Source organism: Umezawaea sp. NPDC059074 (assembly GCF_042738955.1).
Classification (GTDB): domain Bacteria; phylum Actinomycetota; class Actinomycetes; order Mycobacteriales; family Pseudonocardiaceae; genus Umezawaea.
Genome location: NZ_JBHYHC010000014.1, coordinates 1 through 15246 on the forward strand (window position 1 = coordinate 1; position 15246 = coordinate 15246).

The 15246-nt window shown below is 70.9% G+C and carries 14 protein-coding genes; 3 read left to right on the top strand and 11 right to left on the bottom strand.

Annotated elements, in window-relative coordinates:
• Positions 1-139: 139 nt before the first annotated feature.
• The 6 genes from ACFWW9_RS09560 to ACFWW9_RS09585 form a co-directional block, all read right to left on the bottom strand.
• On the bottom strand, positions 140-955 hold the full coding sequence (locus tag ACFWW9_RS09560; RefSeq protein WP_390373873.1) for a DUF1206 domain-containing protein: 816 nt from the start codon (positions 953-955) through the stop codon (positions 140-142).
• Between the two features lie 104 nt (positions 956-1059).
• A complete protein-coding gene (locus ACFWW9_RS09565) occupies positions 1060-2814 on the bottom strand; it encodes a VanW family protein (protein ID WP_390374101.1) in 1755 nt (584 codons plus the stop codon).
• 513 nt (positions 2815-3327) lie between these two features.
• A complete protein-coding gene (locus ACFWW9_RS09570) occupies positions 3328-3648 on the bottom strand; it encodes a GroES family chaperonin (RefSeq protein WP_390373875.1) in 321 nt (106 codons plus the stop codon).
• Between the two features lie 49 nt (positions 3649-3697).
• On the bottom strand, positions 3698-5551 hold the full coding sequence (locus tag ACFWW9_RS09575; protein ID WP_390374103.1) for an NHL domain-containing thioredoxin family protein: 1854 nt from the start codon (positions 5549-5551) through the stop codon (positions 3698-3700).
• Positions 5552-5591: 40 nt separating this feature from the next.
• Positions 5592-5996, bottom strand: a complete 405-nt coding sequence (locus ACFWW9_RS09580) for a VOC family protein (RefSeq protein ID WP_390373877.1) — start codon at positions 5994-5996, stop codon at positions 5592-5594.
• Between the two features lie 4 nt (positions 5997-6000).
• Positions 6001-6375 (bottom strand): NTP pyrophosphohydrolase, encoded by a 375-nt coding sequence (locus ACFWW9_RS09585; protein WP_390373879.1) that lies wholly within the window; start codon positions 6373-6375, stop codon positions 6001-6003.
• Between the two features lie 104 nt (positions 6376-6479).
• Here ACFWW9_RS09585 and ACFWW9_RS09590 point away from each other — a divergent pair, with 104 nt between their 5' ends.
• Positions 6480-6986 (top strand): Clp protease N-terminal domain-containing protein, encoded by a 507-nt coding sequence (locus ACFWW9_RS09590; RefSeq protein WP_390373881.1) that lies wholly within the window; start codon positions 6480-6482, stop codon positions 6984-6986.
• Here the strand turns inward: ACFWW9_RS09590 and ACFWW9_RS09595 are convergent.
• From ACFWW9_RS09595 to ACFWW9_RS09605, 3 genes are all read right to left on the bottom strand, one after another.
• Positions 6966-8315 (bottom strand): S28 family serine protease, encoded by a 1350-nt coding sequence (locus ACFWW9_RS09595; protein WP_390373884.1) that lies wholly within the window; start codon positions 8313-8315, stop codon positions 6966-6968. The genes ACFWW9_RS09590 and ACFWW9_RS09595 overlap by 21 nt on opposite strands.
• A 1465-nt stretch (positions 8316-9780) precedes the next feature.
• Positions 9781-9927: a hypothetical protein gene (locus ACFWW9_RS09600; RefSeq protein ID WP_390373886.1), complete on the bottom strand. Its 147-nt coding sequence runs from the start codon at positions 9925-9927 to the stop codon at positions 9781-9783.
• 261 nt (positions 9928-10188) lie between these two features.
• Positions 10189-11382: an AAA family ATPase gene (locus tag ACFWW9_RS09605; protein ID WP_390373888.1), complete on the bottom strand. Its 1194-nt coding sequence runs from the start codon at positions 11380-11382 to the stop codon at positions 10189-10191.
• A 144-nt stretch (positions 11383-11526) separates the two neighbouring features.
• Here ACFWW9_RS09605 and ACFWW9_RS09610 point away from each other — a divergent pair, with 144 nt between their 5' ends.
• The gene (locus ACFWW9_RS09610; RefSeq protein ID WP_390373891.1) at positions 11527-12165 is read left to right on the top strand and encodes an SIMPL domain-containing protein; all 639 of its coding nucleotides are present in this window, start codon (positions 11527-11529) and stop codon (positions 12163-12165) included.
• Here the strand turns inward: ACFWW9_RS09610 and ACFWW9_RS09615 are convergent.
• Positions 12151-13359: a pyridoxal phosphate-dependent aminotransferase gene (locus ACFWW9_RS09615; protein ID WP_390373893.1), complete on the bottom strand. Its 1209-nt coding sequence runs from the start codon at positions 13357-13359 to the stop codon at positions 12151-12153. The genes ACFWW9_RS09610 and ACFWW9_RS09615 overlap by 15 nt on opposite strands.
• Positions 13360-13430: 71 nt before the next feature.
• Between ACFWW9_RS09615 and ACFWW9_RS09620 the strand changes: the two genes are divergently transcribed.
• Positions 13431-14273 carry a LysR family transcriptional regulator gene (locus tag ACFWW9_RS09620; RefSeq protein ID WP_390373896.1) on the top strand — a complete coding sequence of 281 codons (843 nt, stop codon included), beginning with the start codon at positions 13431-13433 and terminating at the stop codon, positions 14271-14273.
• A 50-nt stretch (positions 14274-14323) separates the two neighbouring features.
• Here ACFWW9_RS09620 and ACFWW9_RS09625 read toward each other — a convergent pair whose 3' ends face one another.
• Entirely contained in the window at positions 14324-15199 is an 876-nt protein-coding gene (locus tag ACFWW9_RS09625) for an AraC family transcriptional regulator N-terminal domain-containing protein (protein ID WP_390373899.1), read from the bottom strand.
• Positions 15200-15246 lie beyond the last annotated feature (47 nt).

Consider the following 15246-nt stretch of genomic DNA (forward strand, 5'->3'; position numbering starts at 1 on the left):
AGCGTCTGGTGTGGTTGGTTTTTTTTATCTCCGACCTGGCGCCCTACAAGTCGTTGTTGGCGGTGCAGCTCCACTTTTTCTCCCGCTCCGTGCTGGGGGGGCTCCGGGGGGTGCGGGGCCCCCCCGCCTTCTCGTTGGCTCACTTGTGGGAGCGGGCCGCGGCGAAGCAGTAGATGCCGAAGCCGAGGAACCCCAGCGCGATCACGGCGAGCAGGAACACGCCGTACGGCTCGGCCGCCAGCGTGTGCAGCGCCTTGTCCAGGCCGCCGGACTGCTCGGGGTCGGCGTTGATCGCGGCGATCCCGACCAGCAGGCCGATGATCGCGTACGCCAGGCCCTTGCCGATCCAGCCGATGCGGCCGGTGCGCTCGACGAACTTGCGCGTCCCGTTGGGCAGTTCGCCCATGTTGAGGTCTTCCTCGAACGTCTTCTTCACGCCCTTGCGGATCACCACGAACGCGATGACCAGCACGCCGATCGCGACCGCGCCGACGATGAACTGCCCGCCGGGCCAGCCGAGCACGACCGCGGTCAGCTCCTTCTGCTGCGCGCTGGAGTCACCGCCGCCCGCGCCCTTGGCGTACTTGATGGCGGCCAGCGCGAGGAGCACGCCGGTGATGGCGCGCGAGGCGGCGCCGATCCGCTTGCCGAGGCGCTTGCGCTCCTTGGGGATCCACGTGTAGCCGATGGCGGCCTCGAGGATCTGCCACAGGGCGAAGGCGAACAGGCCGATCGCCGTCACCCAGAGGAGGAACGGACCGAAGGACGTCTCGGCGATCTGCCCCAGCGCGCCCTTCTGGTCGGCCTGCTCACCGCTGTCCCCGAGCACGACCTGGGCCGTGATGAAGGCCAGGACCACGTACAGGATGCCGTAGAAGACCATCCCGACCCGGCCTGCGACCTGCACGACCGGGTTCTCGTTGACCTCGCGTGCTGTGCGTTGCGCTGTACCCACGTCGGGCTCCAATCACTCGGACGAGTGATACCCACCCCACGCCCCCTTCACACGCGAAAACCCGCCCAGCACTGCGCTGAACGGGCTTTCGCGGCGAAACGGTGTTACTGACCCGGCGGCTTGTCCTCCGGCTTCGGGCCGCACACGATCGTCGGCGACGGGTCGTACTTGACGGTCTGGTTCTCCCGCCGCACCTCGGCCCCCGACAGGTCCTTGATGATCCGGGTGTCGGTGACCGTGAAGCCCTGCGCGCCCGTGCCCGCGGCGCACGGCTGCGTCTCCTTGTGGATCGTCGGCGGCTCGGTGAAGCTCCCCTTCTCCCCGGTCACGCCCTCGACCGTGAAGCGCTTGGTCCCCCAGAGGACGACCTTGATCGACGACGGCGTCCAGATCGTCTGGATGGCCACGCCGGTGTCGGCCTCGTTGGTGAACTTCAGGTCGATGACGCTGGAGCCGTCCGGGTTCTCGAACACGGTCGCCTCGCGCCCCGCCGGGTAGCGGGAGATCCAGTAGCTGTGGGCCTGGTGGCCCGCGTCCTTCATGCCCGCGTAGTACGACGCGTTGTACAGCGTCGTGGCGAGCTGCGAGAGACCGCCGCCGACCGCGGTGCCGGGGGCGCCGTTGTTGATGATGCCCGCCTCGACGTAGCCCTGCGCGGTGCCGCGCGGACCGGTGAAGCCGTTGAGGCTGAACGTCTCGCCGGGCTTGACGATGGCGCCGTTGATCTTGGCCGCGCCGATCTTGATGTTCGTGCCGGACGCCGCCGCGAAGCCACCGGTCTCGAAGGACCCGATGGGCTCCTTGATGCCCAGCTTGTTCGCCGCCTCGGTGGTCACCTTGGCGGGCGTGTGCTTGTACTCGGCCTTGATGTCGCGCGGGGTGGTGGCCTTGAGGACGTCGAGGCCCTTCTCCAGGCTCTTGTCCCAGTCGACGCCGACGCCGTCGACGGACTCCTTCACGACGGGCGCGCCGCTGTCGAAGACGATCTCGGCGTCCTTGCCCTCCTTCTCGGTCTCCTTGAGCTGGGGACCGGCGGCCTCGGCGAACTTGCCGTTGTCGATGCGCGCGTTGAGCGCGCCGCCGTCACCGGGCTCGAAGACGAGGACGGTGGCGATCTGCTCGGGCGTGACGGTCGCGTCCTTGCCCTCGCCCTTCACGACCACGGGGGCCGCGACGGCGGGCTTCGCGACCTCGTTCAGCGCCTTCTCGACGCCTTCCTTGGTGGTCTTCACCGGCGTGGTGGCCACCGGCAGCTCGACCTTGCCCTTGGCCCAGTCGGCCAGCACGACGCCGGACGCCTTGTCGACCTCGAGCTTCTGGCCCTGCTTCGGCTCCACCGCGCTGGGCTTCGCGCCGTCGAACTTGATCGTGCCCTCGGCGGCGTCGTGGTCCGTCGTCGCCCGCATGCCCTCCAGCGCGGCCGTCAGCTTCGCCTGGTCGCTCGTCGTGGCGAAGCCGACCTCGCGGGAGGTGAAGAACGAGGTGAGCCGGGTGATCGGCGACAGCGGCTGGCTGCCGGCGCGGTCGATCGTGGAGTCCCAGTCGAGCGCCAGGCCCGCGGCCTTCGGGTCGATCTCGGTCTCGACGTCGCCCGCCTTGGCCTTGAACGGCAGGCTCAGCCGCGGCTCGATCTGCTGGCGCAGCTTGGCCTCCGCGTCGGCGTGGCTCAGCCCGCCGACGTCGACGCCCGCGACCGTCACGCCGCGCGGCACGTTGCCGCTGGAGATCAGGATGTCCAGGCCCCACAACGCGACCAGCACGCCCGCCGCGGCGCCCGCGACGATGCCGATCTTGCGCATCTTCTTCTTGCGCGCGGCCGCGGCGGCCTCCGGGTCGTCGTCCCCGCCCTGCTCGACCATCAGCGGGCCGTGGACCGTGGTGGTCGCCTCGGCCGCGTTCTGGAACGACGTGCCCGCGGGCGGCGTGGTCGGCAGGGAGACCGTCGGCGACGACGGCGAGCCCAGCGACGCGGTCGGCGCGGCACCGCCGAGGAACGACGTGGCCTCCGCCGACGGGACGGGCGGCGGACCGCCGAAGAACGCGGTCGCCCCGGCCTGCGGCGTGGGCGGGAACGGCGGGGTGGGCGGCGGCATCGTGCGCACCGTCGGGGCGGCCGCGAACTCCGCCTCGCCGTCGGGCTCGTGCTCGGGCCAGCCGCCGGTGTCCTGCGGTGCCGACAGCGAGGCCGCGGAGAACTTCGTCGTCTGCTCCGACGCCGTCTCCCGCGGGCGGACCGGCTCGATGGCCATGGTCCGCTCCGCCTCGTACTCGGGTCGCTGCTTGTCCGGCACCGCGCCCCCTTCTGGCTCGTCAAAGGTGGTCTTGCGAGTACTTACCGGAACGCCATCACGCGGTGATCACGTTCGGGGGTGTCACAGGTAAAGACCGGTGCCCTGATCGGTCTGCTCGGTCGCGGTCGCGTGCACGTCCCGCTCCCGCATGACCAGGTAGGTCTGCCCGTGAACCTCGACTTCGAGCTGGTCGTCCGGGTTGAACAGCACCCGGTCCCCGACCTTCACGTGGCGCACGTGGGTGCCGATGCCGTGGACGTCGCCCCAGGCGAGGCGCTTCGCCATCTGCGCCGTGGACGGGATCACGATGCCACCGCTGCTGCGGCGCTCCCCGTCCTCGGGCGAGATCCGCACCAAGACGCGGTCGTGCAGCATCTGGATCTCGAGCTTGACATCAGCCACCCGGAGAGTCTACGTGCCAGAACTTGATGCCCGGACCAGGTGTCCACCCCTAGACGTCGTCCAGACCGCCCATCATCAGCGGTAGCCGGCTCGGACCACCGGCTGTCACACGAACGGGTACACCCCAGTCCTGACGGGTGAGACGGCAGACCGGGTGTTCCACCGAAGGGTCGTCCGTGCAGCTAGCGGCCTGTGCGACGACGTGGAGCACGCCCTCGGGGAAACCCTCGGCGATCCGCAGGGTCCGGGTCAGCTCGGTCGTGACGCCTGCGCCGTCGAGGAGCAATTCCGGTGGCGAACTCGTGACCTCCAGGCGTGTCGAGGGGCCGTATCGGTCGTCCAGCTTGGTCCCCGCGGGCGGCGTGAAGACGATCGCGAGCTCCAGTTCGCCGGTCCCGATGTCCGACGGGGGCCTGCGCACCTTGTGGGCCTGACCGGACACCAGTTCCGCAGCGACGCCGGGCGCGACCGGTCGGTCCAGGCGGTGCGCGGCGGACGCGACGACCACCAGCTCGCCGTCGACGAGCACCGCGCCGGACGGCTCGGCGATACCGGTGGCCAACGTGGACACCTCGTCGGTGCTGGGGTCGTAGCGCCGGAGAGCGCCGTTGTAGGTGTCCGAGATCGCGACGCTGCCGTCGGGCAGCACGGTGACGCCGAGCGGGTGCTGGAGCAGCGCCTGGTCGGCCTGGCCGTCCCGGTGGCCGAACTCGAACAGGCCCTTGCCGATCGCCGTGTGGACCGTGCGGTCCGCGTCGAGCCAGCGCAGCGCGGACGTCTCCGAGTCGACGAGCCACAGGCGGTCGCCGTCGGCCGCGAGACCGGAGGTCTGGGCGAAGAACGCCTCCAGAGCGGGGCCGTCGTTCAAGCCCTCCACGGTGGTGCCCGCGAGGCGGCTCAACTGCTTGGTGACGGGGTCGAACAGGCCCAGGGTGTGGTTGCCCGCCAACGCGATGGCGATACCGCCCGCGGGCTCCCACCACTCGACGTCCCACGGGCTGGTCAGCTCGATCTCCCCGGCCGGGCCGTCGGTCTCCCCGCCGCGCCACTGCTCGCCCGTGCCCGCGATCGTGGTGACCTCGCCGGAGTCGAGGTCCAGGCCGCGCAGCAGGTGGTTGACGGTGTCCGCGACGACGACGTGGTAGCCGACCTTGGCGGCGACCTCCCCCGGCAGCAGGGCGAGGCCCGCGGGCTCGGAGAACGTGGCCTCCAGCCCGTCCTGCCGCCCGCGCTCGCCGGTGCCGAAGCTCCGGACGACCGTCTCGCCGTCCCGCTCCAGCTCGACCACGCGGTGGTGCGCGGAGTCGGCGACGAGCAGCGTGCCCGCGGACGTCAGCACGGCCTTGGACGGGAACCGCAGCTCGGTCGCGACGGGCTCCGGCGCCACGTACGGGCCGTGGCCGCGGTGCAGCGTGCCCTTCGCCTCGTGCTCGGCCACCAGCTCGGTGATGACCTGCCTCAACGCGTCCAGGTGCCCCTCACCAGCGGCGACGTGCACGACGTAGCCCTCGGGGTCGACCACGACCAGCGTCGGCCACGCCTTCACGGCGTACGCCTGCCAGGTCGTCAGCTCCGGGTCGTCCAGCACCGGGTGGTCCACCTCGTACCGCTCCACGGCCGCGGCCAGCGCGTCCGGATCGGCCTCGTGCACGAACTTCGGCGAGTGCGCGCCGATCGTGACGAGCACGTCCGCGAACTCGGCCTCCAACGGCCGCAGCTCGTCCAGGACGTGCAGGCAGTTGATGCAGCAGAACGTCCAGAAGTCGAGCAGCACGACCTTGCCGCGCAGGTCGGCGAGCTTGACGTCCTCGCCACCGGTGTTGAGCCAGCCGCGGCCGACGAGTTCGGGGGCGCGGACACGGGCACGGCGGCGTTGAGCGGTGGTCACGACGGAAGTCAACAACACGCCGCGGCGGTGGTGTTCCGCGGTCCACTCCCTGGGATCAGTAGGACTGGAGTTCGACGAGGTTGTCCTCCGGGTCGCGCAGGTGGGCGGTGCGCAGGCCGGGGCCCCACTCGGGGCGGTCCTGGGGCTTCGCTACGAGGACCGCGCCGTGCCTGGTGAAGCACTCGACGGCCCGGTCGACGTCGTCCACCCGGAGCACGAGCATCGCCGTGTCGCGGGTGACCGGGCCGTCCGGGAGGTCGGCGGTGCCGACGACGGCGGCGATGGCCTTGCGGCTGAACAGGACCAGACCGGCCTCGCCGTTGATGTCCCAGTTCGCGTAGGAGGCCTGGGGGACCACCTTCACCGGTTCCACGCCGACCAGGTCGCGCAGCACGCCGGTGTAGAAGGCGACCGCGGTGTCGAAGTCGCGGACCAGGAGTCGCGGGTAGAGAGCGTCCATGGCCCTAGCTTCGCACGGTGCGCGGACCCACCACCTCCGCGCCGAGTTCCGCCACGCGGCGGCGGAGTTCGCGGTCGGCGGTGACGACGACGCAGCGCCTGCCCGCGCCCTCGTCGCGCACGACCTCCACGATCTTGTCGTCGCCGTCGCCCGGCGCGCGAACCACGCGGACGTGGTCGACGGACTCGACGCGGCTCGCCTTGCCCTCCACGACGAGCACGACCTCCATCGGCCCGTCGGCGTCGATGCCTTGCGCGGCAACGGGGACGAGCGAGTCGCGCAGGCGTTCGGCCGCGCCCGCCCGGTCGCGCCACCAGCCGTCGGGCACCGAGCCGACGACGTTGGCGGAATCGACGACCAGCAGGGGGAGTTCATCCATGCGCCCCAGTTTGTCAGTCCTGGTTGACACGCGCAGTTTTGTCACCCTAGGTTGACACGAAGGGGGGAAATCCCTGGTGCTCAGCGTTTCCAGGAGGCAGAACGATGTTCGCCAGCTTCGACCCGGCCGCCCGGCGCGCGGTGATCCGCGCGGGAAGGCTGGCCGCCGAGCACGGCCGTCGCGCGCTCGACACCGAGTTCCTGCTGCTCGCGCTCACCGAGACGAAGGCCGTCGACGGCGTCACGGCGGACGCCGTGCGCGACCGCATCCCCGGCCCGACCGACCGCGAACTCCTGGCGACGCTGGGCATCGACGTGGTCCCGCCGCCGCTGGAGGACCTCGGGACGTGGCGGCTCCAGCGGTCGCCGCTGCGGCCGTTGCGCGTCACGCTCACCGGTCCCGCGACGGACCTCCCGTTGGCCATGCAGGCGCGCAAGGCCGTCGAGGTGGCCCTGTACTACGCCAAGCGCGGCGACGGGCTGGTCACGCCGCCGCACCTGGTGCTCGGGCTGCTCGCCGACCGGCGCAGCGAGTCCGTGCGGATCCTGCACCGGCTCGGCGCGGACCTGCGGGCGTTGTGGGGGCGGCAGCTACCGCGGACGGCGGCGTAGCTCGGCGAGGTCGTCCGGGCCCGGACCGTCGGGGACGGTCGCCCGCACGGGGACGTTCGCCCAGCGCAGGACGGCGGCCGTGGCCTGGTTCCGTTGCGGCTCGGGCAACTTCGCGATGGTCGAGCCGTGGTTGCCGCCCGGCACGGTGAAGCTGAACGAGTCCCGCGTGCCCGGTCCCAGGCGGAACGGCTCCGCGCCCCACGGGTCGTTGCCGCCGTAGACGAACAGCAGGGTCCGGCCGGAGAGGCGGACCCAGCGGTCGACGTCGCGCATCGCGCCCGGCTCGAAGCGCATCGGGATGTCGGCCGGGACGAAGGACCGCGGGACGCTGGAACCGGGGTAGCGCAACAGGTCCGCGACGGCGTGCTCGTCGGCCTTCGGGGAGCCGAGCTGCGTGCCAGCCTGGTAGTAGTACGGCGTGTAGGGAGCGACGCCCGCGTCGGTGTAGAAGTCGAAGCCGACGGTGGCGTCCATGAACTCGACGAGCTGGGCGACGGTGGCGTCCGGGCCGGGGACCAGCGCGCAGTCCACCTGGGTCTGGTACTGCCAGAAGGTGAACGGGGTGTCCAGGACGAGGATCTCCAAGGCGCGTTGAGGGGTGCCGAAGAGGGTGTCGTAGGTGTAGCCCCTGGAGAGCATGATCTTCACGACGTCGTCGCGGTGCTGGAGGATCTGCCGTTGCACGCCTTCCAGGCGGCGGTTGCAGGAGTCGTCGTCGCCTACCTGCTCGATGAAGCGGCCGTAGACGTCGTGGGCGTCGTCGACGTCGTTCGGCGCCACGTAGGCGATCGTGGCGTCGACGTCGTGGGGGAAGAAGCGGCGGTGGTAGACCGAGGTCATGCCGCCCTTGCTGGCGCCGGTGGACAGCCATCGGGCGTGGTAGATCCGTTTGAAGGCCTGGACGATCCGGTGGTGGTCGTCGGCCGCCTGCCGGATGTCGAGGTCGCGCCAGTTCGCCGGTTGCGGGCGGGACGGGGTGAAGAAGCGCTGCTCCACGCTCAGCTGGTTGCCGTCGACGAGCCTGGCCGGTTCGGAGAGGCCGGGGCCGCCGGGGAGGCCGTAGCCCGTGGTGTGGAGGATCATCGGACGACTCTCGTCCTTGTGCTGCAACGAGATCCGCTGTTCGAAGGTGCCGCGGGACGGGTGGCGGTGGTCCACCGGCTGTTGGAAGCCGAGGACGTAGTAGAGGTAATCGCCGACTGTCGTCTTGCTGATGATCCTCAGGCCCTGGATGTGGGCGAGTTCGGTGTCCAGATCAGGCGGAACCCCAACCGCCACTTGGGAAAGACCGAGGAGCAGGACCACCAGGAGCCGCGTCAGTCTGGTCACCTCCCCGACGGTATCGATCGGGTGATGGAGGGGGCACCGGCCGATCGGGGGGACGCGGAAAATGTCGGTGGTGGCTGGGATGATTCCGGGACACGGCTGGAAGGGGGATCATGGGTCGGGAATCGAGTCGCGGCAGGGGTTCCGAAGACGAGTGGACCGGGTGCGCGACACGGTGAGGAACGGTCGACGGGTCGGACAGGCCCGGCGAGCGGGCGGTCGGTGAGCGGGGATGCCCGCTTGGTGACTGACGGGAGGCGGTTGGTGGACCGGGCGGCGGGTGCGGCGTCCCGGTTCGGCGGCCGGTAGTGGGCGGTTGGCGGACTGGGCGACGGGAGTGCGACCAGGACGGCTACCGCGGCGGTTCCCGTGTAGCGGAACGCGGGGATCGGTGAGGTGACCGGAGGATCCGGTCGAGTGTGGGCCTCGGGTGGTCGGCGGGGGTCGGCGAAGCCTTCGTCGGCTGCCCGAGGTGGGGGTTTTGGGGTGGGTCACCCGGTGGCCTTGGCTTTCAGCGGGATCTTTCGGCGGCTGCCGGTGTCTGCGTGGGTCTCCCGGCGGCCGCGGCTGTCAGCTGGGTCACTTGGAGGCTGCGGCTTCCAGCGGGGATCTCCGGCTGCCGGTTCTGCTTGGGTCTCCTGGCGGCTGCCGGTTCCATGAGGGTCGCCCGGCGGCTGCGGCTTCCAGCGTGCTGTGGCCGATTTTACTTGGGGACCCCGAATTTTGACCTTGATCGGGCCAAAAGGCAGTGCCCGAAGGCCTGCCCGATCTCCAATTTTAAGGCCAAAATCCCCAAGTAAAATCGGCCACGTTCCGTGGCGGCGGCCGCGAGTCCCAGCCTGGCCACCAGGTAACCCCAGGTCCCTTGGCTGGTCACCAGGTAGACCCACGTCTCTTAGCTGGTCACCAGGTAGACCCACGTCCCTTGGCTGGTCACCAGGTAGCCCCAGGTTCCTAGGCTGGCCGCCAGGTAGATCCGCGTCCCTTGGCTGGTCACCGTGCAGCCCTGATCCCGTTGTGGGCTACCTGGTGATCTTGAACCCCACCGTGGGTCCTGGATGCCGTTGCAGTTAATAAATTGTCTTTTGGGGTTCAGCTTCGGTTGCCGAACGGCTTGAGTCCGGGCCGGCGTTGTCGAATGACCGACTTGCCTCGGGCAGGTTGTCCAACCGGTCCCGCTGGGGACGGTGGCTGTCCGCGTCGTGCTCTGGGCATGAAGAAACCCCGCGGTGCTGCCAGGTCGGGGGTCCGACAGCATCGCGGGGTCACTTGGAACATCGACTTGCGCTCGGGAACCGTTACACACCCTTGCGGTTGTGAGCTGGATCACTTCGAGCGGTCGATGGGTGGTGCGACGTAGCCCCTGGCACGCGGGAGGGCTGCCAGGGACTTCGCCCATTCTCCTTCGACTCGCGCTCTACGACGGGGCGCTCACCCGCGTTGGCGGGTGACGTCGTGGCGGCGGGTCTCAGCGGAGAGTGGTCATCTGGTTCTGCGCGATGGCGATCAGCTCGTGGCGCATGGACGGCGTGGACGCCATGTCGATGGCGCGGTTGACGGCCCTGCGGTTGCGAGCTTCGACACGACGGGCGCGGAGCTTCGCGGTGATGTTCATCGGTGTTTCTTCCCTCTCAAGAGGTTCTCTCGGTTGCGTAGCTCAAGTATGCACCCTGGACCCCAGGATTGCACCCGTTTATCCGGTGAGTTGGGGCACAGGCCGGCGAATCATCGGAGTTGATCAGGTTAACGCCTACGATTCGCCTGTGAGACACCCGTTGTCACCGGACAGGTCATCTGCGTGTCAGGGTTGCTCTCTAGCGCTGGGGCTAGAGAGCTGAATACGCGTCGATCCACCCTGTTCTCGCAGGTGGAGGGCTTAGTCCTCGCGGCCTAGGAGGAAGCGGCCGAAGTGCGGGACGGTGAAGGCGATCTGGCCGCGTTCGGCCGAGTAGACGAGCCCCTTCTTGATGAGGCTGTCGCGGGCCGGGGACAGGGACGACGGTTTGCGCGCCAAGTGCTCCGCCACCTGGGCGGTGTTGACGCCCGCGTCCTTGCCGTCGGTCATCTCGGCCATCGCGCGCAGGTACTCGCGTTCCGCCGGGGTCGCGCGCTCGTACCTGGAGCCGAAGAAGCCGACCGCCAACTCCGCGTCGGCCTCGGGGGCCGCCACGGAGACGTCCAAGGCGCTGATGGGGTCTGTCGGGGCGGCGTCCCACGCGGCTTTGCCGTACGCCTGGATGAAGTACGGGTAGCCGCCGGAGGCGTCGAACAGGGCGTCGAGGGCTTCCACGTCGATGGCCGCGTCCTCGCGTTCGATCGGGGCCAGGACCGCGCGGTCGGCGTCCTCGCGGCTGAGGCGGTCGATGCGCACGTACCGGAACAGCCGCTCGGAGTAGGACTTGCTGGCCGAGAGCACCGCGGGCAGGTGTGGCAAGCCCGCGCCGACGACGACCAGGGGCGCGCCGGACTGGGACAGTTCGTGGCAGGCGGCGCACAGCGCGGAGATGTCGTCCGGGCGCAGGTCCTGCATCTCGTCGATCAGCAACGCCACGCCGGTGCCGACGTCCTGGGCCAGCTCGGCCACGTCGGTGAACAGCTCCACCAGGTCGATCTCGATGTCGCCCGAGTCGGCCCTGCCCTGCGTGGCGGGCACGTCGATGCCGGGCTGCCAGCGGTCGCGGAGCTTCGCGTCCGCCGGGTTCGAGCGGAGCGCGAACGCCTTGAGCACGCCCAGCGCCGCCTCGACCCGATCGGGGGCGCGGTGCCGGACGGCGAGGTCGCGGATGGCGCGGTGCAGGGCGGCAGCCAACGGGCGGCGCAGGCCCGCGTCTGGCCTGGCCTCGATCTTGCCCGCGCCCCACCCCCGGCGTAACGCCATCGAGCGGAGTTCGCCGAGCAGCACGGTCTTGCCGACACCGCGCAGGCCCGTGAGCACCAGACTGCGTTCCGGGCGGCCGCGCGCGACCCGTTCCAGCACGACCTCGAAGGCGCTCAGCTCCTTGTCGCGCCCCGCGAGCTCGGGCGGACGTTGGCCTGCGCCGGGGGCGAACGGGTTGCGCACCGGGTCCACCCTCGAACGCTATCGCCGTCTCTACTGTCCAGCCGATATTCACGGAGACTTCCTCACGGTGTTTCTCCTTCTACGGCTCTCTAGCGTTCGAGCTAGAGAGGTCAATCGTTGCGGATGATCGTCAGCCGGGGTTGGCTGGACGACGTGGCTGAGGTGTTGACCAAGGGGACCGGCACGGTCGAGCGAACCGCGGACCGAGCACAGGTGGACGTGAGCTTCGAGACCGACGGGGCGCAGCGCAACGACGCCGTCGAGGCGCTGACCAGCCGCGTTGCCGCGGTGGAGCGGCTGCTGTCGGGCACGCGGGGGGTCGAGGTGCGGACGCGGCAGCTGTCCGTGCACGACAACTGGGACGGCAACACCCGCGCGGGCAGCCGGGCCAGCCAGCGGTACGTGCTGCGGGTGACCGACCTGGCCGAGCTGGACGGGCTGCTGTCCGCGCTCGTGCACGCCGAACCCACCTGGCTGAACGGCCCGTCGTGGGACCTGGCCGACTCCAAGGACGCCGTGTTCGACGCCCAGCAGGAGGCCGTCGCCGACGCCGGTGTGCGCGCCCAGGGGTACGCGAAGGCGCTCGGGCGCAGGCTCGGCCCGTTGCAGCGGCTGTCCGACGGCGACGGGGACATGTGGCAGGCCAACGACACCGCGATGGCCGCGAAGTCGTTCGCGGGCTTCGGCGGCGGCAGCCCCGGCTCGCCCGTGCAGATCGAGCAGCTGGGTCTGGAGCCGCAGCAGATCACCGTCACCGTGCGCTGCACCGCGGTCTGGTCACTGCTCGAGTAGCCGGCCCAGCGCCCGCGCGATCCGGTCGAGCTGGAGGGTGATCCACGGGGCGTCCTCGCCGCGCAACGCCCGTTCGCGCTGGTCGTCGTCCTCGCCGTAGAGCAGGCTGGTCGCCACGCGCAGCCGCTTGTTCGCCGGGTCGTCGCCGAACGCGGACCCCGGCAGCGTCGCCACGCCGAAGTCCTCCAGGAACGTCCTGGCGATCTCGACGTCGGTGGCCGCGCGCACGGTCGTCATCGCCGGGTAGAGGTAGAACCCGGCGTTCGGGCGGACCAGGTCGGCCCCGGAGTCGAGGAACATGTCCGCGACCGCGGTGCCGACGCGCGCGTGCAACCGTCTGCTGAGCCGGACGCGTTCCCGCAGCTCAGGGGGCTCGTCGAAGGCCAGCGCGGCGGCTCGTTGGACGGGCTGGGCGACGCAGGACCACACCTCGCTGCCGACCGAGACGACCCGGTCGCGCAGGTCCCGGTCCGGGAAGCGCGCCACGCCCGTGCGCCAGCCGCCGAGCGCCAGGTTCTTGCTCAGCCCGGTCGTCACGACGACCCTTTCCGGCGCGAGTTCGGCGGGGCTGACGAACGGCGTGGTGTCGTCGTGGACCAGGTCGCGGTAGATCTCGTCGGAGATCACCAGCAGGTCGTGCTCGCGGGCGACCTCGCACACCGCCGCCACGGCGTTCGGCGCGGCCAGGGTGCCGGTGGGGTTGTCGGGCAGCGTCAGCACGACCGTCTTGAGCGGCCATCCGTCGTGGCGCGCACGCCTGGCCGTCTCGTCGAGCAGGTCGGGGTCGGGCACGCCGCCGTGGCCCGGCGCGGTCGGCAGCAGGTGCGTGACCACGCCGTGCAGTGACGCCTGGGCTGCGTAGCTGACCCAGCTCGGCCGGGCGAGCGCGACCGCGCCCCTCGTCTCGCCGAGCAGCGCCCACAGCAGCGCCTTGCTGCCCGGTCCCGCGACCACCTGGTCCGGTTCGGTGAGCAGGCCGCGGCGGGTCCAGTACCCGGCCGCGGCGGTCCGCAACTCCTCGACGCCCGCAGCGGGCCCGTAGCTCGCCGACCCCGCCCACCGGGCGAGTTCGTCCTTGAGCAGCGGGTGCACGGGCAGTCCGGCCTCGCCGAACCCGAGCGGCACGGTGGGCAGTCCGGCACGGCGGCGGCGGGCGACTTCGTCGTTGAGGGCCAGGGTCGCGGAAACGGTCATGCGACCACCTTCACCCCGACCCGAGCACCACGTACAGCGCGAAAACCCAGGGATGGGCGTAAGAAGATGTGGTGCTCGAACTCCGTCGACTCGCCCTGCTCCACCAGTTCTCCTTGCGCGGCACCATCGCCGCCGTGGCCGACGCCACCGGCTACTCGGCGTCGGCGGTGTCGCAGCAGCTCGCGGTCCTCGAACGTGAGGTCGGCGTCACGCTGCTGGAGCGCTCGGCCCGCAGCGCCCACCTCACCAGCGCGGGTCGCAGGCTCGCCGCCCACGCGGCGACCGTGCTCAACGCCGTGGAGGCCGCCGAGGCCGACCTCGCCTCCGACACCGTGTCCGGGCGGCTGGTCATCAGCACCATCCCGTCGGCCGCCACGGCGTGGTCGCCCCTGCTGGTCGGCCTCCGCCAGACCCACCCCGCGCTGGAACTCGTGCTGCGCCACCTCGGGCCTGCCCGAGCCCTGGACGCCCTGCGGTCACGGGAGGTCGACATCGCCATCGTCGACGACTGGCGCCCCCAGCCGCCCGAGGAACGCGACCTGCACCGCCACCACCTCGTGGACGACCCGCTGCTGATGATCGGCGACCCGTCGGACGGCCTCTGGCTGTGCGCGCCGCCGGACCAGCCGTCCCGCGCGGCCACCGACAGCGCGTTGACCGCCGCGGGCATCACGCCGGTGACCCGCTGGGAGTTCGAGGGTCTCGCCACCATCGCCGACCTGGTCGCGGCGGGCACCGGCGCGGCGCTGCTCCCGGCGTTGGCCATGTCCCACCGCGACCTGCCCACGACCCCGCTCAAGCCTCCGCGCCACCGCCGGATCGACGCACTCACCCGCACCGGCTCGGCCCGGCTGCCGGGAGTGGTGGCCGTGCTCGCGGTGCTCCGCGCCGAGGGTCGCGCGCTGGCCCGCTAGCCCATCCACAGCTCCGTCCACACCTGTGGACAACTCGAACACCTGTTCGATCAGGTCGTCTGCGGCTCCGCGCGCAACCGGGCCGCGTCCTGCCCCGGCGGCGTGCCGAACTGCCTGCGGTACTCGCGGCTGAACTGCGACGGGCTGTCGTACCCGACGGCGTAGCCGACCCCGGCGACGTCGTCCGCTCGGGCCACGAGCATCGTGCGCGCGGTCTGCAAGCGGATGCGCTTCTGGAACTGGATCGGGCTCATCGCCGTGACCGCGTGGAAGTTGCGGTGGAACGCCGACACGCTCATCCCGGCGCTCCGGGCCAGGTCCTCGACGCGGAACGCCTCGGCGTGGTGGTCGCGGATCCAGTGGGCGGCGCGGCTGACGTGCGAGAGGGTGCTGTCGACGAACCCGATCTGGCGGACCGTGGCGCCCTGCTCGCCGGAGATCAGCCGCCAGAGGATCTCGCGCTTGATCATCGGCGCGAGGACGGGCAGGTCACGGGGGTGGTCGAGCAGCCGCAGCAGCCGCACGACCGCGTCGACCAGCTCGGCGGACGCGTCGCTGACCGCGAGCCCGGACGGCACCGCGGCGTCCTTCGGGGCCTCGACCTCCGCCAGCAGCGCCGCCACGGCCGTCGGCCGCAGCACCATCCCGAACCCGAGCGCGGGCTCGGCGCGGCTGGCCTCGGAGAAGTGGCCGGTGATGGGCAGGTCGAGGGAGGCCACGAGGTACTGCCCGGCCCCGTAGTCGTAGGCGCGCCCGCCGAGCTCCAGGTGCTTCGAGCCCTGTGCGATGAGCGCCACCAACGTCCCGGTCATCGCCGCCGACGGCGTGCCCGGCTCCTCCACGACCGACAGCGCCACGTCGTCGATCGGCAGGGACCCGCGCCGGCCGTGCCTGGTGATCAACGACCGCAACTCGGACAGGCTCATGGGAGGATCGTGCACTACGTCAGGAGTTCTCGTCTACCTGCGCCGCA

What these genes read in the sequence shown, in the direction of transcription:
- ACFWW9_RS09565 (WP_390374101.1), bottom strand. Translation starts at nt 2,814, where the DNA reads ATGGTCGAGCAGGGCGGGGACGACGACCCGGAGGCCGCCGCGGCCGCG.
- ACFWW9_RS09580 (WP_390373877.1), bottom strand. Translation starts at nt 5,996, where the DNA reads ATGGACGCTCTCTACCCGCGACTCCTGGTCCGCGACTTCGACACCGCG.
- ACFWW9_RS09585 (WP_390373879.1), bottom strand. Translation starts at nt 6,375, where the DNA reads ATGGATGAACTCCCCCTGCTGGTCGTCGATTCCGCCAACGTCGTCGGC.
- ACFWW9_RS09590 (WP_390373881.1), top strand. Translation starts at nt 6,480, where the DNA reads ATGTTCGCCAGCTTCGACCCGGCCGCCCGGCGCGCGGTGATCCGCGCG.
- ACFWW9_RS09600 (WP_390373886.1), bottom strand. Translation starts at nt 9,927, where the DNA reads ATGAACATCACCGCGAAGCTCCGCGCCCGTCGTGTCGAAGCTCGCAAC.
- ACFWW9_RS09615 (WP_390373893.1), bottom strand. Translation starts at nt 13,359, where the DNA reads ATGACCGTTTCCGCGACCCTGGCCCTCAACGACGAAGTCGCCCGCCGC.
- ACFWW9_RS09625 (WP_390373899.1), bottom strand. Translation starts at nt 15,199, where the DNA reads ATGAGCCTGTCCGAGTTGCGGTCGTTGATCACCAGGCACGGCCGGCGC.